This window comes from Thermoanaerobacter siderophilus SR4, from assembly GCF_000262445.1.
Taxonomy (GTDB): Bacteria; Bacillota; Thermoanaerobacteria; order Thermoanaerobacterales; family Thermoanaerobacteraceae; genus Thermoanaerobacter; species Thermoanaerobacter ethanolicus.
Genome location: NZ_CM001486.1, coordinates 1,897,339 through 1,919,242, shown reverse-complemented (window position 1 = coordinate 1,919,242; position 21,904 = coordinate 1,897,339). Strand labels below are relative to the sequence as shown.

Genomic DNA, 21,904 nt, shown 5'->3' with positions numbered 1-21,904 from the left:
GATTTTGAAACGGGGTGTTTTATTTGAAAATCACTAAAGCTGCAAAAGAATATATACTCAAAAAAGGCGGCAATATATACATTAAATATCATGACATCCAAAATTGCTGTATAGAGCCTAACCTCACCCCAGAAATATTTATTGGTATTCCAAAAAATCAAGAAAAATACTATATTGTAGGAGTTGACAGAATTAACGTATACGTAGACAAAATAATATATGAAAGGGAATTAGAAAATCTAACAATTGAACTTAAAAGTATTTTAGGTATAAAATATCTTGCAATCAATGGATGGAAAGTAATTTAAAGCAGGGAAATTGCTTATTAAGGCATTTTCCCTGCTTTCTTATTTAACTCTTTTATAAATTCCTCTCTTTTATCCACAGAAAAAATAGCAGTATCTACCCATCTTTTGAAAAAGAATAAATAATATACTCGAACTTTCTTTTTTAATTCTATCTTAACAAGACTTCTTTTAGCAAAAGCCATATAACAAGTATTTTTCAAAATACGCATTCCCCCAAAAGGAATGTCTTTTTCGTTATACTCTGAAATCGCAGATATATCACTATATCTTATATGCATAAATCCTAAAATTCCAAATCTCAATATCAACCGGTCTTCATTTAACTCGTGAAAAGAATTAGCCAAAGATAGCAAAAATCCTGAAAATACCATCACTAAAAAAACATATAAAAACCACTCAAGCAAAGTATCAAATACATGAATCCTTTTTTCGTTTACATCAATAAAAGCATTAAAAAAGCTCACTAAAAGCACTGTATAAATCAATAATATCAAAAGATATAAGAGCACCCTTTCTTTTTTTGTGAAAGTCTTGTATTTCATGCAGCACCTCCTTCAATTTATAATATCGAATTTTACTATAGAATAGTTAAATTTGCAATAATAAGCTAACACTAATTTGCCAATAATAATACTAACAATTTGTGGAGGTGTAAATATGGAAAAAGGTGCACTATCTGTCAACGAATTAGTACTTATCGGCGTTGGAGGAATTTTGGGGGCAGGATTTTTCTTAGCCAGTGGCATTGCAATTCATACTGCCGGCCCTATTATTATACTTAATTACGTTGTATCAGCTTTTATCATGTCACAAGTTTTTTATGCACTGTCACAAATGATTACTTATAAACCGGTAGAAGGAACTTTTAGAGTATACGCAGAAGAAGCTTTGGGAGATATTGGAGGTTTTTTGAGCGGCTGGGTGTACTGGACAGCAGGAGTTTTCATCATGTCCAGTGAAGTAACTGCATCAGCTATATTTACAAAATATTGGTTTCCTAAAGTACCCTTATGGATTTTTTCTCTTATATATTCCGCTTTAGTTATAACTATCAATTTAACGGGAACGAAAAACTTTGGAGAAATTGAATCCTGGTTTTCTACTATAAAAATAGTGGCTTTATTTATTATAGTCATAGTAGGGATCCTTACACTAATGGGCTTTTTTGCAAAGACTCCTACTATGGGAATTAAAAATCTCTATGTTCATGGGGGATTTGCACCTCACGGTATAAAAGGATTTTTAGGTGCAATGCTCATGTCACTAATCCCCTTTGGCGGTGTAGAAGTTGTAGCAATGTCAGCAGTAAAAACGAAAAATCCTCAAAAATATACTCCAATAGCTCGTAAATATATAGTCTTATTTCTTACAATATTATACATTTCCTCAATAACCCTATTACTAATGATAATACCATGGGACACCATCTCCATTAACGAAAGCCCTTTTATAAAACTTTTGTCCTTTACCAAAATTCCCTTTATAGCTTCAATAATGAATTTTGTAATACTTACGGCAGCTTTAACTACAATGAATGGCGCAATGTATGCCGTAACACAAGTCCTCTACTCTTTGGGACAAAGCAGGTTTGCTCCTACTTTTCTAACAAAAAAACAAAAAGAGATGTACCCATATATGCTCTTGCCTTAAGTAGTTTTGGGCTTTTCATAGCAGTTATTCTTTCTTACATACTACCAAAGGACGTCTACGAATATATAACAAGCGCTACAGGGTTTGTACAATTTTTCAACTGGATAATAATACTCTACACATTTATAAAATACAAACCTGTCATGGGAAATACATCATCTTCAAAAAAAGAATGGTTTACAATAATGCTGATAGGGATAGTATTGTCTTCCTCATTGTTAATACCAAAACAATCAGTTGGATTTGTCGGAGGAATTATAATACTCCTAATAATCTTCTTTTTATATTATATAACTAAAAAACTTAATCTTTTTGACGTATGGTAAAAGTACTAATAATTTGTCATATCTTTTGAAACTTTGTCATTCCTGCTACGTCTACATATATGGAAACCAAAAATAATTAAAAATAAACCTCAAGAGTAAAATTAATTCCTCTAAATATTACAAATTTGTAACATAAAATTAATTAATTATTAATAACTGCTAACAGTTTAAAGAGTATAATTGAAGCAACGAGGAGATGATTATATGGCCTCAAGAAGACGCCGCAAAAAAAAATAGAAGTATAATTTATACACTTATAATAGTGTTTTTACTGTCAGTCCTCATTGGTTCAGCAGCTTTTGCCTATAAATATATGTTTGAGGATAGATATGTACAAGTAAATTCTACCACAAAAATTTGGGACACACCATCTGACGAAGAAAAAAGTTCCTCCCCACTGCAACAACAACCTAATACTACCAAAAATCAGGAAAAAATAATTCTAAACAAACTTCTTCAAACCAAAATTCTGTAAACCCTAATACTACAAAAGACACTAAAGTAAGTGATACTACAAATGTGTCACCTGAGGAAAATATTTCTCCTCAAATTGATAATTTAGATAAAGATTATGGCATAAGTACTTTCATATTCAAATTGCTCAATAAATCTGAGATAGAAAAACTCTTTGGACCTCCTATCCCTTTTAATAAAAGGGTTTTTGGTTACAACAAAAGTGCAGGTAAAGTAGTTGCTCTTACCTTTGATGACGGACCGATACCAGAATATACAGAGAAATATGTTGATATCTTAAAAAGCATGGAGGTAAAAGCTACATTTTTTGTCATTGGTAAAAATGCTCAAAAACATCCTGAACTTCTAAAATATATTTATGAAAATGGCAATGAAATTGGACTACATTCCTACAGCCACTTTAATATGTCGAAAATGAAACCAGAGCAAATGGTAGAGGAACTTTACAAAACGCAAAAAATCGTCGTTGAATCTACAGGAGTAAAACCTATACTTTTTAGACCTCCTTATGGAGCTTTTAACAAAACTCTTTTAGAAATATCAGATGCATTGGGACTTCACGTTGTTTTATGGAATGTAGACCCAGATGATTGGCGAAGCCCAGCAGTAGAAAATGTAGTCAATCGGGTGATAAGTCACACAAAAAACGGTTCAGTAATTCTCATGCATGAAGGAAAAACTAATACTTTAGCTGCACTTCCTCAGATAATAGAAAAACTAAAATCTGAAGGTTATAGTTTTGTAACTGTATCAGAGCTTTTAAATTATGAAAAAAATAATATAGCAAATAACAACCAAGAACAGCAAAAAGATTAGGGAGCACATGCTCCCTATGTTTTTTTAAATAAAATCCCTAAACCAATTATAATCAGCAAAACCGGCCAAATAATTTTAAAACTCAACCAAGGTAATAATCTATTTAATAAAAGCAATACTCCCAAAATCACTAAAACCCAACCTAAAACTTCATTTGCTTTGTTAGTTTTATCTTCTGTTTCTACTGCGTTATCTTGTTGCTCTCCGGTTTTAGGCTCTTCATCTATAATTTTTCCCTTTAATTGATAAGGATTTTCTGGTATTATTATCCACGCAATGATATATGGAATCAATCCAAAACCACTAAATATAGCCAAAAGGCAAATAAGCCTTACTAAAGTCACGTCAACATCAAAGTACTCCGCTATTCCCCCGCAAACTCCTCCTAACATTTTTTGTTCCCTAGACCTGTACAATTTTCTACCCATATTTTGACCTCCAATCTAATTTATTATATATACTATCTCTACAGCTTTGCAGATAAATTTTTTCTTTCCATACTACTTTACCTGTCAAAAATTGATGATACTTAAAGGATCTAAATAAAAAAGTTTGCTTGTAAAAATTAAAATCAAAATTGCCAATAATATGACCCCTAAATTAATGCTACTATTTTCTTCTCCATAGAGTTTATTGCTAAATATCAACTCTAAACCTAGCAAAATAAAAAAGGCAGGCCATACCATTTTATAAACAAAATAAGGCACATATACATTAAAGTTCGGTAAAAGTAACAAAATCCCCACAAATATAAGAGAAAGTGCACTAGCTAAAATTCCCGTTCTTTTTTTCATTTTTACCGTTGCCTCCTTTATTTCACTCTATAAAACATTATACATATTATGAAAGTATAAAGTCAAAATAAAAAAATTTTTATAAAAAATAACTTTGGAGGTGTAATAATGGATAACAAATGGTATTTTGATATAGCTCCCGGTGCTATCGATGATTTGAAGGCCCATGCAAAGGATATAACAACCCTCATCCCTTTTTGGTATGGAGTAAAAGAAGATGGAACTCTCGCTGACATGTCTTCTACTGACGTCAAAAAAATTGCCTCCGACAACAATTTACCTATTTATGCCATAATCCACAACTATTCAGACCCTAAAAAGTCACAACTAATACACGATTTATTGTCGACTTCCTCTTTAAGAAACACTCTTATTGCAAGTATCAGAGATGTTGCAGTAATTAACAATTACCCCGGTATCAATATAGACTTTGAATTTGTACCACCAGAAGACAGAGAAAATTTAAACATTTTTATAAGAGACTTATACACTTCTTTAAAAGCCATAGGAAAAATTGTCACAATTTCTGTCCCAGCAGAACTGGCTGACAATCCAAGGCATCCATTTTCTGGCGCTTTTCAATATTCCTTTATCGCTCAATATGCCGACGAAGTATATATTTTAGCCTATGATGAACATTTTTCACAACCTGGTCCCATCGCCTCTATAGGTTTTGTAACAAATGTTTTAAATTACGCTACAACAGTTATACCTCCTCAAAAGATATGGCTTGGAATGGCAGTCTATGGATATGACTGGACGGAAGGAGTAAATTACCCAAGAACTCTCACCTACCAGCAGGCAATTGAACTGGCAAAAAATTTAGGAGTATCTATAACGTACGACCAAACTGCCCAGGAATCTACTTATACCTATGTATTGGATGGCAAAGTTCATACAGTCTGGTTTGAAGATTCAAAAAGCTTTTCTGCAAAATTATCTTTAGTGGACAGCTACAAACTATCCGGTATAGCAGTATGGAGATTGGACCAAGAAGACCCTAATATATGGAATATTTTAAGAGGAAGATAACTTTTTTATCTTTATGGGAACTTTTTTATCTTTTTTACGTCTAATAAAATGAAAAACTAAAGGAGGAGGTTTCTTTTATGAAAAAATTTATTTCCATCGCAATTGCCCTTGCCTTCCTGTTTACACTTATGATACCATCAAACATGGCACAGGCACAAGCTGATACAAAGATAAGTTTAAAACAGGCCATTGAAATAGCAAAACAAAAACTCGGCATAAGTGATAGCGGCTACGACTTTAACTCTAACTACTATGAATACGGCAATAAAAAGTCATGGAATCTCAATTGGAATTCTTCTTCAAAAGGCAACATAAGCGTCACAATAGATGCCGATACAGGTGAAATTACAAACTATTACAGTTGGAGCCCCATTGCACAAGAACAGCCGAGAATCCCAAAATACACGCAGGATGAAGCAAAAAAAGTGGCAATTGAATTCTTACAAAAAGTAGTTCCTGAAAAATTCAAAGAAACAAAAGAACAAATTAACAATAATAACTATGGTTACAATGAATACTATTCTGATGACTATAACTTCACCTTTGAAAGAGTAGTAAGCGGTATACCTTTCCCGTATAACGCCTTATACGTCACAGTAAATAAAAATACTTTAAAAGTAACCTCTTACTCATTAAATTGGGAAGATTATTCCTTCCCCGACCCAAAAGCTGCAATATCTAAGGAAGAAGCAATAAAAATCTTTAAAGAAAAAATAGGTTTAAAACTTCAATACAACTTAGTCTACAACCAAGTATACGGCAATGAACCTCAAGCAATATTAGTTTATGGCATATACCAAAATGCGCCAATTGATGCTATTACAGGAGAAATAAAACAAATGAATACTATTATGTGCCAATGTATGATGGCGGAGGTGGAGGCAGCGAAGTAGGAAGAGAATCTACACAAAAACTCTCTCCAGAAGAGCAAAAAGCAGTCGAAGCATCAGAAAAATACATATCAAAAGACAAAGCTATTGAAGTAGTTAAAAACAGCCTTCCTTTTTCAATAAGCGATTACAAGCTAAGCAGCGTAAACTTATATAGCGGCTATGATTATCCTCCTGCAAAATCAAATCCTATATGGTATCTTGATTGGACTTTAACTAAAGACAATAAATACTACTATGTAACCGCTTCTGTTGATGCAGTTACAGGTGAACTAACTTCCTTTTCCAGAGGAGGTCCCGACATAGACAATGTGCAAGGAAAAGAACTTTCCTACACCAAAGAACAGATGAGAAAAATCGCTGAAGATTACCTTAAAAAAATAGTACCTGAAAAGTTCAGCAAAACAGCATATCAAGAAACAAATATTCCCGAAAGCTCCAAAATGATTGAAATGCCAGCATATCCATTCAGATATGTAGAAGTAGCAAATGGAATTTTGTGTCCTTTCAACAATATAAACGTCAATGTAAGTCCATATACAGGGGAAATAGTCTCATATTCCATACATTGGACTTCTGTAAAATTGCCTTCTCCGGAAAATATAATAAGCCTTGAGGAAGCTTACAAGATAATGTTTGACAACTCTGAATTTACATTAACGTACATTCCAGACTATGACTATAAATCTCCAGATAAACCACCAACAATACGACTTGCGTATCAATCAAACTTCTACAACTATATAAATGCGAAAACTGGCCAAATTGTAGATTACAGTGGAAAACTTGTAGTTAAAAAATCAGAGGTTGTTTTTACAGACATAGAAGGCAACTGGGCAGAAAAGGATATAAAACTCTTAGTGCAATACGGAATAATTGATGTAAAAGAAGACAAATTCTATCCAGATAAAGACATACTCCAAAAAGATTTTGTAAAAATGCTCATTAGAGCAATACAGCCTCCCTATTATGACCCTGTGCCAAAATCTCCAGATGATTATGACACTTACTATGCCATAGCAATAAATAAAAACATCATAACAGAAAAAGAGAAAAACCCTGATTCTATGGTCACAAGACAACAAGCAGCAAAGATGCTTGTAAAAAGTTTAGGTGTGGGTTATATAGCTGATATTTCAGATATATTTACAATAAACTTTAAAGACAAAGATAAAATACCTCAAGACATGATAGGATATATAGCTATAATATCAGGTCTTAAAATAATGAATGGTTCAGATGGATACTTTGACCCACAACAGCCTTTAACAAGAGCCCAGGCTGCTGCTGTAATAGTAAGATACCTTCAATTGAATAAATAACTTAAGGCACGGTCTTCCGTGCCCTTTTATAATTTTTTATATCTTGCCCTTTCTCCCCCTATTAACTTAGGCCTTGTCCTTGCAGCAACAATTGTAGCTTCCCCTATTTTATTTCGGCTTAATCTCACAGGAACAACCACAGGCCTTAAGTGCATTCCAATCAGTACAAGCCCTATATCAAGCCCTGCATGTCCCAACCCTTTCAAATTTTCCACCATTACAGGATTCTTAAACTGCTGATAAGCATAAGTCTGTATTGACCCTCCTGCATGTTCATGAGGAATGACATTTACCACTTCAAGCCCGTACTTCTCTTGTGCTTCTTCCTCCACCAAAAGCGCCCTGTTTATGTGCTCACAACCCTGTACTGCAAGGTATAACCCTCGCTTATGTAGAGCCTCTAAAATTGGGTCCACCACTGCTTTTGCCACATCAAGACTTCCTGCAGTTCCCACTTTCTTGCCCAATATTTCACTTGTACTTCCACCCAAGACAAAAAGACTCCCCGGCTTTAAATTCGTTATATCAAGTAACTCCTCTATGACCTCCTCTGCCTGCTTTGAAATCTCTTTTAAATCCATTTCTATCCCTCCTAAACTACCCTTTACTATCATTATACCACACATTTCAAAATAAATCCCTTCAGACAAAAGGGACGGTTCCTTTTGTCCGATTGTACCAAAAGTTACTCGATAAATTAAAATAGCATTTTGAATAGATCACTATATAAATTTTTTTATGCACTAATTATACATCTTTTCATATGCTAAAATTAGATATTCAAAAGGAGGCATAATATGGATAAGCTTGTAGCAAAAAAATATAATCTAGTTTTAAGAGGAATATCCCAAAGAACTCTTGAAGAACACTACAAGTTATACAATGGATATGTAGAAAAGACAAACGAAATACGCGAAAAATTAAAAACAGTTGACCGTTCAAAGGCAAATGCCAGCTATAGCGAATATAGAGAACTTAAACTAGAAGAGACTTACAATTTAGATGGAGTAAAACTTCACGAGTTATATTTTGAAAACTTAGGTGGAGCAGGTGGCATACCTGACGGCATAATAGCCTCAATGATTGCTCTTGATTTTGGCTCTTTTGAAAGCTGGCGACAGGACTTCATAGCCTGTGGAATGGCTTCCCGAGGGTGGACTGTCCTTTGCTTTGACCCTATAGATTTAAAGCTTCACAACTACCTTCAGGACTTCCACAACCATGGCACAGTATCAAGGACGATTCCCCTTCTGGTCCTTGACACCTACGAACACGCCTATTTTATAGATTACGGCACTGATAAAAAAAGCTATATAGAGGCCTTTATGAATAATATAAAATGGGAGGAAGTAAATAGAAGGGTTACCTCTTGGATAGAAATGCATTCTTTTTGAATCATACAAAAGGAACCGTCCCCTTTGTCCGGTTCCTTTGTGAGCTACTTTGAATTTAAAAGCCACTTGTCAATAAATAAAACTCTTAATATTTCAAGTCCTCTCTCTTGCAAAGTACTCTGTGCTGTACTTCCAAAAAGTATGCTCCACGGGCTGGGGGCTGTGTAGTACTTCAAAACAGGTTTTCCTTTAATCCCAGCCTCTTTTGCAGCGATATCTACAGCATCGTAAAAATCCCCTAATTTATCTACAAGACCAACTTTAAGTGCCTGCCTTCCTGTGAATATCCTGCCATCTGCTAATTCTTTTACTTTGTCTATAGGCATCTTTCTCCCTTCAGATACAATCTCTACAAACTGCTCATAAGTATCATCTATGACTCCTTGTAATATTTTCTTTTCTTCCGGAGTTAAATCTCTGGTAGGAGAACCCATATCTTTATAAGGACCGCTCTTTATTGTTATCTCTTTTAATCCCAACTTATCGTAAAGCCCTTCATAATTTGTATACTGCATTATAACTCCAATACTTCCTGTTATTGTGGCAGGATTTGCCACTATTATATCTCCGCCACAAGCTGCCATGTATCCTCCTGACGCAGCCGCATCCCCCATTGAAATTATCACTTTTTTCCCTGTTTCTTTTAACCTTTTAAGCTCTGTGTATATTTCTACAGATTTTGCTGCAGAACCTCCTGGACTATTTATCTTGACAACAACTGCCTTTACAGTACTATCCTCTTGAGCTTTTCTTATCTGCTCGACTGGATCCCCTGTGACTTGTGGAATCCCCAATATGTTTGTCTCCCCTATAACTCCTTCAATTGTTATAACACCTATTGTGTTTGAAACCGATGGCACACTTTTATTCTCTTGAGGCATTGTAAGAAAAATGGAAGCAATAACAGTACTAATTATCAAGACTATAAAAATTAATCCTATTAACGCTTTTTTACTCATTTTTTTCTTCCTCCTTCATTCTCCTTTGTACAGCTTTTTTACAGCACTTTTTGCCAATAAATAAACACCTAAGTTTAACAAAATGAGCAAAATCCCTATTATTAAAGTTATTATTATTTCAGAAACATATAATTTCTTTAGTAACAACACAATTCCAACAATGCACCCTATCAAAATAGTAGTCAGTATAAGACTCAAAAGCACATTTAAATTCCCCTTCATAGCCTTTTGAGGATTCTCCCATTCAAAGGAAGGCTTCATGGCGTCTATCAAAAGGCTTAGTATATTTACTGCGGAAATGCCTATAAGCATTAAAACAATCAGTATTACTATACTTAAAAGGTGTATTTTAAAAAGATACCAGCCCAATACATATGTAGGAAGTATAATCACTATTGTAATAATTATACCAAAAATCCATTTTGCTTTTAACTGTATTGCAGGGTCTGCAGGCATCAATTTTGATATGTAAAACATTTTTCCTTCCCTAGAGAAGGAAGTAGAGGAAAGGCTGTTACTTCCTGCTACAAAAAGAGAAAAGAAAAGCCCTATCATCGAAACCCAAAACCAGCCGTCAGGAGCTGAGGTGTATTTTATAGCCATTTCAAACCCAATTTGTGGATTCCCCACAAAAGAAACAAGAAACACAAAGGGAATTATTATAGCCACAGGCAACACATTCATAGCATATACAGGAACTCTTATAAAAAGCTTCCATTCCCTTAACAGTAATGCCTTCAATAGGCTGGATCTCACTATTTCTTTTTTCAATGAAACTTCTTTTCTTTTTGCTTCAACCTCTTGCCCTGAAATTACAGCTTTTAAGTACATTTTTTGAGCAGAAACAGCCAAAACGGCTGTAAATATTATTGATACAGCGATAAACATCAAAAGATTTAAAAACCCTGACAAAGTATTATAATTCGTCATAGAAACTGCTCCCCATAAAGCAGGAGGGAAACTTCTAGATATCATCTTTGCAAGGTTAGCATTTTGCAAAATAAAATTTTCTATTGCCTGTTGTTCTCCATTTTGAGGAATCCGATTGATAAAAAATTGTATTGTAAAGAAGAAAATTAGCGCTAATATACTCACTATAACTGTATACAAGTCCTTTTTCCTTTTCAAATTTACAAATCTCATAATTAAAACAGAAGCAATTGCCGCAATAGAAAGAGGTATAATAGGTGTAAATATAAATACAATAAATGAAACGAGATAGTATAAAATTCCTGCCTGCGTGCCAATGCCATATATAAAGATTGCTGGTAGCATTAAAAATGCCAATGTAACATATTCATTCAATAAAATTATGCTATATTTTGACAAAACTATTTTATAAGGCTGTATAGGAAGAGGAAGCAAAATATTTATATCATCAGAAAAATAAAACACAGAAATAGTCCAAAAAAAGCCGAATACCAATGTCAAGAGCTGAGCTAAAAGAAGGACTGTCACAGGCATAAGCTGAGGCTGGTTAATTAACATGCTTGCTGCATACATGCTGTTTAAATACATTATGTACATAAAAAGCAATGTCCCACCGCCAACAGCTATTCCAAATGTAGCAAGCACTATTTCCCATAAATCTTTCTTTCTTACAAAATATTTGTATTTCATTGCGGAAATGCCATAATAAACTTTCATTTGTGTTCTTAAAAACGATAAAAACTCCCTCATTTTTCTGTCAACTCCAAGAATATTTTTTCTAAAGATTCCCATTCATGTTGGCTCTTTATCTCTTCCATAGTACCATAAGCTATTATTTTGCCTTTGTTTATTATTGCTATTTTATCACAGAGCTTCTCAGCAACTTCCAATATATGAGTTGAGAAAAATACAGTAAAACCTGCTTTTGTATGCTTTGACATCAACTCTTTGAGTAAAAATGCTGATTTCGGGTCTAATCCTACCATTGGTTCATCCAAAATCCAAACAGAAGGATTGTGAATAAGTGCGGCTGTAAGGAGAATTTTTTGCTTCATTCCGTGGGAATAGGTCTGTATTAGGTCTCCAATAGCATTCTTTAGCTCAAAAGCTTCAACAAAATATTCAATCCTTTCTTTCCTTTCTTTTTCAGATACCCCGTATACGTCTGCAATAAAATTGAGATATTCTATGCCTGTCAGTTTGTCATAAATATCAGGGCTATCTGGAACATATCCTATGCGCTTTTTGACCTCTATAGGATTTTTGTCAATATCAATTCCGTCTACTTTAATTTCTCCTGTATCATGGGACAAAAGGCCTACTATCATTTTTATCGTGGTAGTTTTGCCAGCCCCATTAGGACCTAAAAATCCAAATATTTCACCAGGATTTACAACAAGGTCAATGTTGTCAACAGCTTTTATTTTACCTTTGTTATAAGATTTTGAAACACCTTTTAATTCTATCAAGTTTTACACCTCCATTTTCTCACTTTTCTATTATAACATAAAATTGTTTAAAATTTGCCAATAAAATTAATAAAAAGATAGTGTTAAAAAACTTTTAACCTTCATATTATTATTTTGAATTACATTGGCAGGGAGGAGAGCAATTGGACACCAAAAATATTACAAACCAATTCTCCTTTTACTAGCACTCATTTTTTAACTTACTTTTCTATTTCCTTTTTCAATAAAACCATAGAGACAGTTGCAAACAACAAAGAAGAGATAAAAACTGTACTGGATGAATTTTTTAAAAAAAGAGGAAGTGTGCTTTTAAGCGGTGACTTAAAAGAGATAGAAGGCTTTTATGACAAATCTTCCACTTATGGCAAATGGGCATTGGACCATGAAAGGAGGCGAGTTGAATACGTTAAAGGATGGTCAGAAAAAAGAAATCTTAAATTTACAGAAGCAGAATCTTTTTACAGGATAAAAAGTGTAAAAGCTGGCGAAAATTCCGTATGGGTTTACCTTGTGGAAACTATGAAAATGGGATACGCTTACAACATAAAAAGTGATGTAATAAATTACATGGGATTAGGTATACGACATTCTGTACAGCTTGTAAAAGTTGATGGAAAATGGCTTATAAGAAGAGATTGGTACTATGACCCTCTTGACGAAGATTCCGCCTATATAGATGCTGCTCCTGCTGAAGGCATAATGCCTGAAATTGCACCTACTACTTCAAAGCCAGAAACTGAAGAAGAAGCAAAGCCTAAAAAGAAGGGTAAATACGACAGAGAAGGAGCAGTAGCTTATGCTGACAAATACGCAGGAGCTGCTTGGGGAAGCGGCAATAACTACGAGTACAATCCAAAATATAGGGATTATAACGGGGTAGGAGGAGACTGCACCAATTTCGTCTCTCAAGTATTACATGAAGGAGGAGGCCTTCCAATGGACTATGTATGGAACTTCAACGGCAAAGACTCTTCCACCGCTTGGGCACAAGCACCCGCTCTTTTTAACTATCTCATTTATACAGGAAAAGGTAAATTAATTGCAAAAGGATACTATTTAGATATGGTAAAGCCTACTGAACAGCACCCAAAAGGTGCCATAAGAGAAATTGAAAAAGGAGACCTTATATGCTATGAAGAAAAGGGAGAAATAGTACACTTTGGCGTAGTTACAGGTTTTGATTCTATAGGGATACCCGTTGTAAATACTCATACTTCCGATAGATACCATGTCCCTTTTGACTTAGGATGGGATAAGAGAGTGATTTATAGATTTATACATATAAATGATTAAAGATAGAGAAAAATTCTATCTTTAATTTTTTCATCTGCCTCTTGAAGTTTTATAACATCCTCATCCATAAGATTTTTGTCATGGTGATGCCTTACAATGCCTACTATTCTCTCATTTAACCCAATTTCCTTACAAATTTCTGCACCATATTCTGCATGATTATAATAGACTTTAAAAAAATATATATGTTTTTCAAGAAACTTAGCCAAAAAAGGAATTTTCTTTAAAATCACCGCCATGGCTTTTCTTTCAGGAGTAATTTTCGCTTTTATCTTTCCAATATCATGAAAAAGAGCCGCTTTTAAAAGGTCTTGGTCTTCTATTCCGTATTTATTAATAAGATAATAGCACACATCTAATGAATGCCTTTTTTCATAAACAGGCAATTTATTAAAATATTCTAATTCCTTTTCATTTAGGAATCCAAGTAAAAATTGATAATCTTTTTCATAAATTTTAGCTCTTTTAGCTTTAAAATATTGTTTTATCCTATTCACAAAATCACCTTTATTCTAATATTATACCTTCTTTTTCAAGGACCGCCAATACTTTACCTGATTTTATAATATTAAAACAGGCATTTATGTCAATATAAAGCTCCCTATCTTCTTCCAACGGCTTAACGTATTCTCTTACTAAATCATATATTATTTGAGAGCCCTTCCCTTTTTTAAAACCTTTCCTAAACTCCATTGCCTGCAAAGCTGCCATAAGTTCTATTGCTATAACCCTTGTAGCGTTTTCTATTATTTCCCTTGCCTTTCTCGCAGCAATAGTGCCCATACTCACATGGTCTTCTTGATTTGCAGAAGATGGTATAGAATCAACAGAAGCTGGATGCGCCAAAACCTTATTTTCTGACACTAAAGAAGCTGCTGTGTATTGAGCTATCATCATACCAGAATTTAGTCCCCCTTTTTCAGTCAAAAAAGGAGGAAGGTCGTTTAACTGATAATTTACAAGCCTTTCAATCCTTCTTTCAGAAATATTAGCAATTTCAGAAACTGCAATACCTAAAAAATCCATTGCTAATGCAATAGGCTCTCCGTGAAAATTGCCCCCAGATATCACCTCGCCATCTTCAGGGAAAATTAAAGGATTATCTGTTGCAGAATTTATCTCTCTTGTAAGAACTTCTTCCGCATATTCAATAGCATCTCTTATAGCTCCATGGACTTGTGGAATACACCTTAGGGTATAAGCATCCTGAACCCGTATTTCTCCCTGTCTCGTTATTAGAGTACTTCCTTCACACATTTTTCTTATATTTTTAGCAGTGATCATCTGACCTCTATGAGGCCTCACCATTTGGACTCTATCATCAAAAGCATCAATTATTCCTCTTAAAGCTTCTAAAGTAATAGAAGATACAGCATCAGCAGATTTTATAAGTCTTTTAGCATCATATACATTTAAGCATCCTATTGCTGACATAACTTGAGTGCCATTTATCAAAGCCAAACCTTCTTTTGAACTCAAAACAACTGGACTAATCCCTGCCTCTTTCATTGCTTTTTCTCCAGTCATTCTCTCACCTTTGTATAAAGCTTCACCTTTCCCTATCATCACAAGAACCATGTGAGCTAAAGGTGCAAGGTCTCCGCTTGCTCCTAAAGATCCTTTTTCAGGTATAACAGGAGTTACTCCTTTATTTAACATTTCAATCAACGTGTTTAAAGTTTCAAGCCTTACACCTGAAAAACCTTTCGCAAGGGCATTTGCCCTCAAAAGCATAATTGCTCTTACTACTTCTTCCGGTAATGGTTCTCCTACTCCACAAGAATGGCTCATAATCAAATTCTTTTGCAAAATTTCTGTGTCTTCTTTAGATATTACGACATCGCTAAATTTCCCAAAACCCGTCGTGATTCCATAAACTACTTTTTCATCATTTACATATTTTTCTACTATTTTTCTAGAATGAAGTACTCTCTCTTCAGCAATATTGCTAAGTTCTACTCTATACCCATCTCTTGCTACGTGCACTACATCTTCTATTGTAAGATTATTGCCATCTATTATGACCTTTCCCATAATCCCCCTCCTTTTTACGTTAATTCTTTATCGCAATAAAACAAAAAACGCGAGAGCTTTTCCTCTCGCGTTTTATTATTAAATTGTAAAATTTTCCCTCTCATTTCTATCCCACACTTAAATCCTTAAATTAGTCTTATAAGTATATTATATTCTACAAAGTTTAAAAAAATCCTTTTGACATTTCAAGATTTAAGTCTGATCAAGGCTTGATAAAACTTCATCAAAAACTCCTATTCTGCAAATTTTTCTATTCACATCCCAATGTTGACATATTTCGCAGCTTCTTTCTTGTAAAGACACAGACATACTCAAATTATTTCCATAGCGAGATGGATCTAACTCAAAATCCTCACAGCTTCTTCCTACAGCTTTCAATTGTTCAGTACTTACCACAAAATTCACCACCTGTAATTATAATCTTTTTATACTTTCTTCTACATCAAAAGGACTCATTCCCGTTGCATCTATCACCGGAACTTTTGTCGAAATATCATCTATGCCTAGCATATTTCTACTTTGCCCTGTTATAACTATGGCATCATAGGCATTTAAATTGTTTTTTTCTGAAAGAGTTTCTTTTAATTCTACAACTTCATATCCTTTTTGCTTTAAATACTCTTTAATATTGGAAAGCTGACTTTCTACCGCTACTCTTTTCCCCACACCAACACCTCCTGTAGCTCTTATTAATTAGTAGTATTTTCAAATAGTAGTATTCTCTATACCAATTATTTTATACCTCTAATTGCTTCTCCGACTAAGACAACTATGAAAGACAAAAACCACATTACTAACATGGCAATAATAAGATAGCTTCCCCATATTTTTATAAATTTTATCTCATCTCGCCGTTCTGGTAACTCTTCTTTATAATAAATTTTTTTGACAAGTCTTAAATCATTGATCCAATAAGAAATATACAATACGCCCCCTAATAATCCTATACCAACTCCTATTAAAAAAAGATAATTGCTATAATATACGAAAGAAGTAAAAAAACCATTTACTATAATGTTAAGCACTATTGCTATTATTCCTAACACAATTCCTAAAATAATTCCTTTTTTCATACTCCACCTCAATTTCTCCACTTCTATAAATTACATTTTGATTATATCACAAAAGCAAATTAAAATAATTTATCATAATATTATAAAAATTTAAAATTTGATTTTTTAGCAGGATTTTGACACCTTTATATAGAATAAGTATAGTTGTCCATTTTTTTAGGGTGGGGGTATAAATGAAAAAGAAAAAGAAAAATACCTCAATATTATGATTATTCCTGATTCAAATCAACAAATCAAAAGCTTTAAAATTTCTATTCCCCTTATAAAAACCGTAGTAATAGTGGCTTTTTCAATAATTATGGCTGCTACAATTTCTTTAGTCTATTTTGGCAAAACAACTGCTTACCTATACACTGTAATAGCAGAAAAAGATAAAAAAATCGCGCAACTAACCTCCCTTAAAGAAGAACAAGACAAAAAAATAGCTACTTTAGACAAAAATGCTCAATTGGTCAATGAAAAAATTAAAGGCTTAGATGAATTAGAAGAAAAGGTAAGGCGTATGGTGGGATTATCCACTTCCACTCCAAGCCGTGGCAATGTATCAAGAGATATTAGAGGTGAAAGCAACATATCTTATGACAATGAAACAACCGCTGAACTTATTTCGGAAATAGATCAAAAAACACAAAATTTACAAGACCTTATTTCAAAAGTAGCAGCTCGACTTGATTATCTGAATTCAATACCCAGTGTTTATCCAGTATATGGTACAACAACCTCCTCTTTTGGAACGAGAAAGTCTCCTTTTGGATATGGAAGTGAATTTCACCCTGGAATTGACATATCGGTACCTGTAGGAACTCCAGTAAAAGCCGCTGGAAAAGGTGTAGTTACATATGCAGGATGGTTATCAGGATATGGTAATGTGGTAATCATAGACCATGGTTATGGGATTCAGTCAGTATATGGACATAATTCTCAGATTCTTGTCAAAGTAGGTCAAAATGTAAAAAGAGGCGATATAATAGCAAAATCAGGGAATACCGGAAGAAGCACTGGACCTCATGTTCACTTTGAGATTAGAGTAAATGGCAATCCTGTAGATCCAATGAAATATCTTGCAAAGGGGAATTGATATGTTTCAAAAAAGAGAACAGATTGTAGAAGTTAATCCAGACAAAATTGATACCGTCATAGGAAAAAATTCAACTTTTGAAGGCACAATTAAATCAGAAGGCACTCTAAGGATAGACGGTAATTTTACAGGTCAAATAGAAACAAAAGGAAATGTTGTAATAGGTGAGTCAGCAAAAATAGAAGCGAATATAACAACAGATAATATAATCGTTTCAGGTGAAGTAAAGGGAAATATATTTGCCAAAGGCCAGCTACAACTTACTTCTACTGGAAAACTTTATGGAGATATAGAAGTTCAAAATTTGATAATTGAAGAGGGAGCTATTTTTGAAGGAAAGTCTAAAATGACAAAGTCTTCTCCTTCAGATTTTAACAAAAAAGATGAACAAACAAAATAAAAAGGCCATCTTACGGCCTTTTCAGTTTGTTGACAAAGTTGAAAAATATCAAAGGAGATATTTTGCATCGTCACTCCGGTGTTCCAAAGCGACAAAACTAAAGCTCGACCTTCGGGCTCCGGCAGGGTACCGGGCACAATCGGCATCCATGCCTTAAGGTGCCCGCCTCCGCCATCCATGGCTTCGGCCCTGCCTCCACCCTCGGTCTTGCTAAGTTTTGTTGCCGCTTTGTAACAAGTCGCTCCTTATGCAAAATATCTCCTTTACGAAAGTTTGTCTACAGTCTGAAAAGGCCATCTTACGGCCTTTTTTATATTATAGGAAGATATATGCCGTTTTCATTAGATTCTCCTTCTAAAACCTCTTTCAGTATATTTATCCCTTTTTCTATCTCCTCCAGCTCACAAGAGGCAAAACTTAATCTTATAAAATTGTTTTCTTTTTTTATTGCAAAAAACATATCCCCTGGAACTATAAGTAAATTTCTCTCTAAACATTTAGAATACAAATTTTTAGCAGAAATATTGTTTTTAAGCCTTAACCAGTAGTAAAAACCCCCTTTAGGATATTCAAACTCTACATAATTTTTTAATGTTTGAAGCCCTTTACCCATCTTTTCAAATCTTTTTTTCATCACTTGTTTTATTTCCCCAATATGGCTTTTCCAAATATTTTCTCTAAGATATAAATCAAAGGCTCTTTGCATTAAACCTGAAGTAGATAAATCTGTCACATATTTTGCTTTTAAAAAACTACTTACTAACCTTTCAGGAGCAATTATAAACCCTAACCTCAAGCCAGGCATGTATATCTTTGAGAAACTTCTTATATAAATGACTCTGTCATATTTATCATAGGCCTTAAGTGGCAATATCTTTTCTTCTGTAAAACTTAAATCACTGGCAAAATCATCTTCTAATACATAAGTCTCGTATTTTTCCGCTAGCTCTATCAGTTTCTTTTTTTTATCCTCACTATAGACAATGCCGGTCGGATTGTGAAAATTAGGTATAGTATATATGAACTTAGGCTTAAACTTCTTTAACTTATCCTCTAATTCCTCTAAATTTATGCCATCTTTTTGCAAATCTACTTCTAAAATCTCTGCTCCTCTCGATTCAAAAGAGGCTAAAGCCCACGAATAGGTGGGTCTTTCAACAATTATGCTATCTTCAAAATTTATTAGCGCTTTCGATACTACATCTATACCTTGCTGTCCCCCAGAAATTACCTGTATATTTTCAACATAAGTAAATATTTCATCTTTCTTTACAAATTCTTTTATAGATTCTCTTAATGGTTTATATCCTCTTGTGTCTTGATACTCAAATGCATATCCTCCATCTCTTCTCAATACTCTATTGATTAAATCTCCAAAATCCTCCACTGGAAAAAGCTCTGGATTAAGAGATGAAGAAGCAAAATTTATAATTCCTTTCCTTAAGGGAATTTCTCCTTGGTCTGTTAATTTAAAGGTTTCATCAAGGTCCTCCTCTTTTTTTATATCTTCACATACATAAGTACCACTTCCTACCTTAGTATATACATATCCATTTTGTTCTAAAAGCTTATAAGCGTTTATCACTGTAATATTGTTTACTCCCAACTCCTTTGCAAGGCTTCTTATAGTGGGGAGTTTATAACCGCCTGGCAGGCTGCCATTCTCTATAAATCTTTTTATTTGGCTGTACAACTGAATATACAAAGGTACATTTTTACTTTTATCAATTGTTATTTTATTCATATCCATCCCTCGCAAAATTGTATCGCTACAATTATTATATCATTATCATGATAAAAATTCTTTTTAATTTTAAAATGTATTATAATGGATATGGGAGAAGAAATATTATAAAGAAACCAAATGAGGTGAGATCATGTTTTTACTTTTAAAAGGTGGAGAAGTTTACTCTCCTCAGCCTTTAGGTAGAAAAGATATTTTAATCTGCAATGGAAAAATAATAAGAATTGCTGATGAAATAAAACCTATGAAGGAATTTGGAAACGTAGAAATTGTAGATTTGCAAGGCTTTATCATAGTTCCCGGATTCATTGACCAACACGTCCACATCGCAGGAGGCGGTGGAGAAGGAGGACCAGTCACAAGGACACCTGAAATAACTCTATCTGATATCACAAAAGGTGGAATAACTACAGTTGTAGGCCTCTTGGGAGCAGATGGAATAACCAGAAGCATGGCTTCTCTTCTTGCAAAAGCGAGGGCTTTAGAGCAAGAAGGCATAACTACCTACATATATACCGGTGCTTATGAACTTCCCACCCGCACTTTAACAGGAAGTGTAAGGTCTGATTTAGTTTTAATCGACAAAGTAATAGGTACTGGAGAAATTGCCATTTCAGATCACAGGTCTGCACAACCAACTACTGAAGATTTAACAAAACTTGCTGCAGAAGCAAGAGTTGGAGGACTTTTGGGTGGTAAACCTGGAATAGTTCACTTACACGTTGGAGATGGAATAAGAGGATTGTCCCCGTTATTTGAAATAGTGGAAAATACTGAAATACCTATTACGCAATTTGTTCCTACTCATATAAACAGAATAGGACATTTATTTGAACAAGGATTGAAATTTATAGAAATGGGTGGCGTAATTGACCTTACTTCTGATATAAAGCCGGACGCCCACACAAAAACTGCTTTAACCCCTAAAGAAGCAATTAAAAAAATTATAGAAAATAAATTGCCAATAGAAAAGGTAACTATGAGTTCTGACAGTAACGGTAGCATTCCAGTATTTGATGAAAATAAGCGATTAGTAAAGGTTATGGTGGGAAGTGCACAAACTCTATACCGCGATTTAAGAGAAGTTATAGTGGAAGGGATACTGCCAATAGAACAAGCAATTAAAATAATAACAGAAAATGTAGCAAAAGTGTTGAATTTATATCCAAACAAGGGGTGTATCAAGGAAAAATCAGACGGGGATATAGTAGTATTAGATAGCAATTTAAATATTCATTCTGTTATTGCAAAAGGAGTATTCATGATAAAAGATAAAAAAATAGTAAAAAAAAGCATGTTTGAAGAATAAAAGAGGCGGTCTCACGCCTCTTATTCTTTATATTCTTGCAATATCATTTCAGCTATTATTTCCATTGGAATTGACATATCCATGCTCATCTTTCTCATAATTTTATAAGCTTCCTCTTCACTCAATCCTTTAGCTTTCATAATATACCCTTTTGCTTTTTCAATCTTTTTTCTCGCTTCAAGTTCATGCTTTAATTTTTGAATTTCTTCTTTCATGCTCCTAAACTTTTTGTAATTTTCTATGACAAATTCAACTGTCGACAAAAGTACCCCTCTGTCTACTGGTTTTAATAAATAAGAAAATACAGAATATTTTCTTATTTCCTCAAGAAAATCTCTTTGAAGAGTAGAAGTCATCAAAATTACAGGTGCTATATCATCTTCATTTATAATGCGTCCAACTTCAAAACCATTTATATTGGCAAGATTCAAATCCGCTATAACTAAATCAGGAGCGAGAGCGCGACAAAGCCTTATAGCACTTCCGCCATCTCTCGCTTCATAAACCAAGTGTCCATTCGCTAATAACACATTCTTTATGAACTGCCGAGACAAATCGCTACTGTCTGCTAAAACAATTCGCCATTGGCTCATCGAGACACCTCTAATT

24 protein-coding genes and 2 pseudogenes are annotated in these 21,904 nt (G+C 34.0%); 12 read left to right on the top strand and 14 right to left on the bottom strand.

The genetic code is table 11. The annotated features are described in order from the left end of the window. Window positions 1-14 precede the first annotated feature (14 nt). Window positions 15-308 carry a CC/Se motif family (seleno)protein gene (locus THESIDRAFT1_RS09405; protein ID WP_004401694.1) on the top strand — a complete coding sequence of 98 codons (294 nt, stop codon included), beginning with the start codon at window positions 15-17 and terminating at the stop codon, window positions 306-308. A gap of 17 nt (window positions 309-325) precedes the next feature. Here the strand turns inward: THESIDRAFT1_RS09405 and THESIDRAFT1_RS09400 are convergent, their stop codons facing one another. Beyond that, a complete protein-coding gene (locus THESIDRAFT1_RS09400; protein ID WP_004401696.1) occupies window positions 326-850 on the bottom strand; it encodes a hypothetical protein in 525 nt (174 codons plus the stop codon). A 115-nt stretch (window positions 851-965) separates the two neighbouring features. Here THESIDRAFT1_RS09400 and THESIDRAFT1_RS09395 point away from each other — a divergent pair. The 3 genes and pseudogenes from THESIDRAFT1_RS09395 to pdaB all read left to right on the top strand — a co-directional run. After that, window positions 966-2,101: pseudogene (locus THESIDRAFT1_RS09395) on the top strand (amino acid permease); the annotation flags it as partial. Window positions 2,102-2,480: 379 nt separating this feature from the next. Further along, window positions 2,481-2,759 (top strand): hypothetical protein, encoded by a 279-nt coding sequence (locus THESIDRAFT1_RS14180; protein ID WP_006570226.1) that lies wholly within the window; start codon window positions 2,481-2,483, stop codon window positions 2,757-2,759. A 44-nt stretch (window positions 2,760-2,803) separates the two neighbouring features. After that, window positions 2,804-3,574 (top strand): polysaccharide deacetylase family sporulation protein PdaB, encoded by a 771-nt coding sequence (gene pdaB, locus THESIDRAFT1_RS09390; RefSeq protein ID WP_006570225.1) that lies wholly within the window; start codon window positions 2,804-2,806, stop codon window positions 3,572-3,574. A gap of 14 nt (window positions 3,575-3,588) precedes the next feature. Here the strand turns inward: pdaB and THESIDRAFT1_RS09385 are convergent, their stop codons facing one another. Both THESIDRAFT1_RS09385 and THESIDRAFT1_RS09380 read right to left on the bottom strand, forming a co-directional pair. After that, window positions 3,589-4,002, bottom strand: coding sequence for a PspC domain-containing protein (locus tag THESIDRAFT1_RS09385; protein WP_004401700.1), 414 nt, complete (start codon window positions 4,000-4,002; stop codon window positions 3,589-3,591). 84 nt (window positions 4,003-4,086) lie between these two features. Further along, complete coding sequence (locus tag THESIDRAFT1_RS09380) at window positions 4,087-4,368, bottom strand: LiaF transmembrane domain-containing protein (protein ID WP_003871713.1); 282 nt, start codon at window positions 4,366-4,368, stop codon at window positions 4,087-4,089. Window positions 4,369-4,476: 108 nt separating this feature from the next. Between THESIDRAFT1_RS09380 and THESIDRAFT1_RS09375 the strand changes: the two genes are divergently transcribed. The 3 genes from THESIDRAFT1_RS09375 to THESIDRAFT1_RS14170 all read left to right on the top strand — a co-directional run bounded on the left by THESIDRAFT1_RS09375 (window position 4,477) and on the right by THESIDRAFT1_RS14170 (window position 7,612). Further along, window positions 4,477-5,400, top strand: coding sequence for a glycosyl hydrolase family 18 protein (locus tag THESIDRAFT1_RS09375; RefSeq protein ID WP_006570224.1), 924 nt, complete (start codon window positions 4,477-4,479; stop codon window positions 5,398-5,400). A 77-nt stretch (window positions 5,401-5,477) separates the two neighbouring features. Continuing rightward, on the top strand, window positions 5,478-6,293 hold the full coding sequence (locus THESIDRAFT1_RS14175; protein ID WP_244262625.1) for a YcdB/YcdC domain-containing protein: 816 nt from the start codon (window positions 5,478-5,480) through the stop codon (window positions 6,291-6,293). Beyond that, window positions 6,260-7,612 carry an S-layer homology domain-containing protein gene (locus THESIDRAFT1_RS14170; RefSeq protein ID WP_244262808.1) on the top strand — a complete coding sequence of 451 codons (1,353 nt, stop codon included), beginning with the start codon at window positions 6,260-6,262 and terminating at the stop codon, window positions 7,610-7,612. The genes THESIDRAFT1_RS14175 and THESIDRAFT1_RS14170 overlap by 34 nt, the downstream gene beginning before the upstream one ends. Window positions 7,613-7,638: 26 nt before the next feature. Here the strand turns inward: THESIDRAFT1_RS14170 and THESIDRAFT1_RS09365 are convergent, their stop codons facing one another. Beyond that, complete coding sequence (locus tag THESIDRAFT1_RS09365; protein ID WP_039929313.1) at window positions 7,639-8,193, bottom strand: TIGR01440 family protein; 555 nt, start codon at window positions 8,191-8,193, stop codon at window positions 7,639-7,641. 216 nt (window positions 8,194-8,409) lie between these two features. Here THESIDRAFT1_RS09365 and THESIDRAFT1_RS09360 point away from each other — a divergent pair, with 216 nt between their 5' ends. Next, entirely contained in the window at window positions 8,410-9,006 is a 597-nt protein-coding gene (locus THESIDRAFT1_RS09360) for a superoxide dismutase (protein WP_006570221.1), read from the top strand. A 44-nt stretch (window positions 9,007-9,050) separates the two neighbouring features. On the opposite strand, the gene sppA is transcribed toward THESIDRAFT1_RS09360, so the two are convergent. From sppA to THESIDRAFT1_RS09345, 3 genes are read right to left on the bottom strand one after another with little or no spacing between them, the layout of a single operon-like run. Then, window positions 9,051-9,965 carry a signal peptide peptidase SppA gene (gene sppA / locus THESIDRAFT1_RS09355; protein ID WP_006570220.1) on the bottom strand — a complete coding sequence of 305 codons (915 nt, stop codon included), beginning with the start codon at window positions 9,963-9,965 and terminating at the stop codon, window positions 9,051-9,053. A 15-nt stretch (window positions 9,966-9,980) separates the two neighbouring features. Next, window positions 9,981-11,645: a putative ABC transporter permease subunit gene (locus THESIDRAFT1_RS09350; RefSeq protein ID WP_425274155.1), complete on the bottom strand. Its 1,665-nt coding sequence runs from the start codon at window positions 11,643-11,645 to the stop codon at window positions 9,981-9,983. Next, on the bottom strand, window positions 11,642-12,364 hold the full coding sequence (locus THESIDRAFT1_RS09345; protein ID WP_006570218.1) for an ABC transporter ATP-binding protein: 723 nt from the start codon (window positions 12,362-12,364) through the stop codon (window positions 11,642-11,644). Before THESIDRAFT1_RS09345 ends, THESIDRAFT1_RS09350 begins: the two co-directional genes overlap by 4 nt. A 142-nt stretch (window positions 12,365-12,506) precedes the next feature. On the opposite strand from THESIDRAFT1_RS09345, the pseudogene THESIDRAFT1_RS09340 reads away from it, so the two are divergent. After that, a pseudogene (locus THESIDRAFT1_RS09340) lies at window positions 12,507-13,657 on the top strand (amidase domain-containing protein). Here THESIDRAFT1_RS09340 and THESIDRAFT1_RS09335 read toward each other — a convergent pair. From THESIDRAFT1_RS09335 to THESIDRAFT1_RS09315, 5 genes are all read right to left on the bottom strand, one after another. After that, on the bottom strand, window positions 13,654-14,154 hold the full coding sequence (locus tag THESIDRAFT1_RS09335) for an HDIG domain-containing metalloprotein (protein ID WP_006570216.1): 501 nt from the start codon (window positions 14,152-14,154) through the stop codon (window positions 13,654-13,656). The pseudogene THESIDRAFT1_RS09340 and the gene THESIDRAFT1_RS09335 sit on opposite strands and share 4 nt — an antisense overlap. A 10-nt stretch (window positions 14,155-14,164) precedes the next feature. Then, window positions 14,165-15,691, bottom strand: coding sequence for a histidine ammonia-lyase (gene hutH / locus THESIDRAFT1_RS09330; RefSeq protein WP_006570215.1), 1,527 nt, complete (start codon window positions 15,689-15,691; stop codon window positions 14,165-14,167). A gap of 192 nt (window positions 15,692-15,883) precedes the next feature. Further along, entirely contained in the window at window positions 15,884-16,087 is a 204-nt protein-coding gene (locus THESIDRAFT1_RS09325) for a hypothetical protein (RefSeq protein WP_003870295.1), read from the bottom strand. Window positions 16,088-16,105: 18 nt separating this feature from the next. Continuing rightward, entirely contained in the window at window positions 16,106-16,357 is a 252-nt protein-coding gene (locus THESIDRAFT1_RS09320; protein ID WP_003870296.1) for a YkuS family protein, read from the bottom strand. Between the two features lie 65 nt (window positions 16,358-16,422). Beyond that, complete coding sequence (locus THESIDRAFT1_RS09315; RefSeq protein ID WP_003870297.1) at window positions 16,423-16,764, bottom strand: hypothetical protein; 342 nt, start codon at window positions 16,762-16,764, stop codon at window positions 16,423-16,425. Between the two features lie 205 nt (window positions 16,765-16,969). Between THESIDRAFT1_RS09315 and THESIDRAFT1_RS09310 the strand changes: the two genes are divergently transcribed. Together THESIDRAFT1_RS09310 and THESIDRAFT1_RS09305 are read left to right on the top strand one after the other, a co-directional pair. Continuing rightward, window positions 16,970-17,842 (top strand): M23 family metallopeptidase, encoded by an 873-nt coding sequence (locus tag THESIDRAFT1_RS09310; protein WP_039929310.1) that lies wholly within the window; start codon window positions 16,970-16,972, stop codon window positions 17,840-17,842. Between the two features lies 1 nt (window position 17,843). Further along, on the top strand, window positions 17,844-18,242 hold the full coding sequence (locus THESIDRAFT1_RS09305; protein ID WP_003870299.1) for a bactofilin family protein: 399 nt from the start codon (window positions 17,844-17,846) through the stop codon (window positions 18,240-18,242). A 310-nt stretch (window positions 18,243-18,552) separates the two neighbouring features. Here the strand turns inward: THESIDRAFT1_RS09305 and pdxR are convergent, their stop codons facing one another. Then, complete coding sequence (pdxR, locus tag THESIDRAFT1_RS09300) at window positions 18,553-19,986, bottom strand: MocR-like pyridoxine biosynthesis transcription factor PdxR (protein WP_003870300.1); 1,434 nt, start codon at window positions 19,984-19,986, stop codon at window positions 18,553-18,555. A gap of 133 nt (window positions 19,987-20,119) precedes the next feature. Here pdxR and iadA point away from each other — a divergent pair, with 133 nt between their 5' ends. Further along, the gene (gene iadA, locus THESIDRAFT1_RS09295; RefSeq protein WP_003870301.1) at window positions 20,120-21,295 is read left to right on the top strand and encodes a beta-aspartyl-peptidase; all 1,176 of its coding nucleotides are present in this window, start codon (window positions 20,120-20,122) and stop codon (window positions 21,293-21,295) included. 20 nt (window positions 21,296-21,315) lie between these two features. Here the strand turns inward: iadA and THESIDRAFT1_RS09290 are convergent, their stop codons facing one another. Continuing rightward, window positions 21,316-21,888: an ANTAR domain-containing response regulator gene (locus tag THESIDRAFT1_RS09290; protein WP_004397072.1), complete on the bottom strand. Its 573-nt coding sequence runs from the start codon at window positions 21,886-21,888 to the stop codon at window positions 21,316-21,318. Between the last annotated feature and the right edge of the window lie 16 nt (window positions 21,889-21,904).

Bases quoted from the DNA above. Each gene is read 5' to 3' on its own strand.
- THESIDRAFT1_RS09400 (WP_004401696.1), bottom strand. From the start codon at position 850: ATGAAATACAAGACTTTCACAAAAAAAGAAAGGGTGCTCTTATATCTT.
- THESIDRAFT1_RS14180 (WP_006570226.1), top strand. From the start codon at position 2,481: ATGATTATATGGCCTCAAGAAGACGCCGCAAAAAAAAATAGAAGTATA.
- THESIDRAFT1_RS09385 (WP_004401700.1), bottom strand. From the start codon at position 4,002: ATGGGTAGAAAATTGTACAGGTCTAGGGAACAAAAAATGTTAGGAGGA.
- THESIDRAFT1_RS09380 (WP_003871713.1), bottom strand. From the start codon at position 4,368: ATGAAAAAAAGAACGGGAATTTTAGCTAGTGCACTTTCTCTTATATTT.
- THESIDRAFT1_RS09375 (WP_006570224.1), top strand. From the start codon at position 4,477: ATGGATAACAAATGGTATTTTGATATAGCTCCCGGTGCTATCGATGAT.
- THESIDRAFT1_RS14175 (WP_244262625.1), top strand. From the start codon at position 5,478: ATGAAAAAATTTATTTCCATCGCAATTGCCCTTGCCTTCCTGTTTACA.
- THESIDRAFT1_RS14170 (WP_244262808.1), top strand. From the start codon at position 6,260: ATGTATGATGGCGGAGGTGGAGGCAGCGAAGTAGGAAGAGAATCTACA.
- THESIDRAFT1_RS09365 (WP_039929313.1), bottom strand. From the start codon at position 8,193: ATGGATTTAAAAGAGATTTCAAAGCAGGCAGAGGAGGTCATAGAGGAG.
- THESIDRAFT1_RS09360 (WP_006570221.1), top strand. From the start codon at position 8,410: ATGGATAAGCTTGTAGCAAAAAAATATAATCTAGTTTTAAGAGGAATA.
- sppA (WP_006570220.1), bottom strand. From the start codon at position 9,965: ATGAGTAAAAAAGCGTTAATAGGATTAATTTTTATAGTCTTGATAATT.
- THESIDRAFT1_RS09350 (WP_425274155.1), bottom strand. From the start codon at position 11,645: ATGAGGGAGTTTTTATCGTTTTTAAGAACACAAATGAAAGTTTATTAT.
- hutH (WP_006570215.1), bottom strand. From the start codon at position 15,691: ATGGGAAAGGTCATAATAGATGGCAATAATCTTACAATAGAAGATGTA.
- THESIDRAFT1_RS09315 (WP_003870297.1), bottom strand. From the start codon at position 16,764: ATGAAAAAAGGAATTATTTTAGGAATTGTGTTAGGAATAATAGCAATA.
- THESIDRAFT1_RS09310 (WP_039929310.1), top strand. From the start codon at position 16,970: ATGATTATTCCTGATTCAAATCAACAAATCAAAAGCTTTAAAATTTCT.
- THESIDRAFT1_RS09305 (WP_003870299.1), top strand. From the start codon at position 17,844: ATGTTTCAAAAAAGAGAACAGATTGTAGAAGTTAATCCAGACAAAATT.
- pdxR (WP_003870300.1), bottom strand. From the start codon at position 19,986: ATGAATAAAATAACAATTGATAAAAGTAAAAATGTACCTTTGTATATT.
- iadA (WP_003870301.1), top strand. From the start codon at position 20,120: ATGTTTTTACTTTTAAAAGGTGGAGAAGTTTACTCTCCTCAGCCTTTA.
- THESIDRAFT1_RS09290 (WP_004397072.1), bottom strand. From the start codon at position 21,888: ATGAGCCAATGGCGAATTGTTTTAGCAGACAGTAGCGATTTGTCTCGG.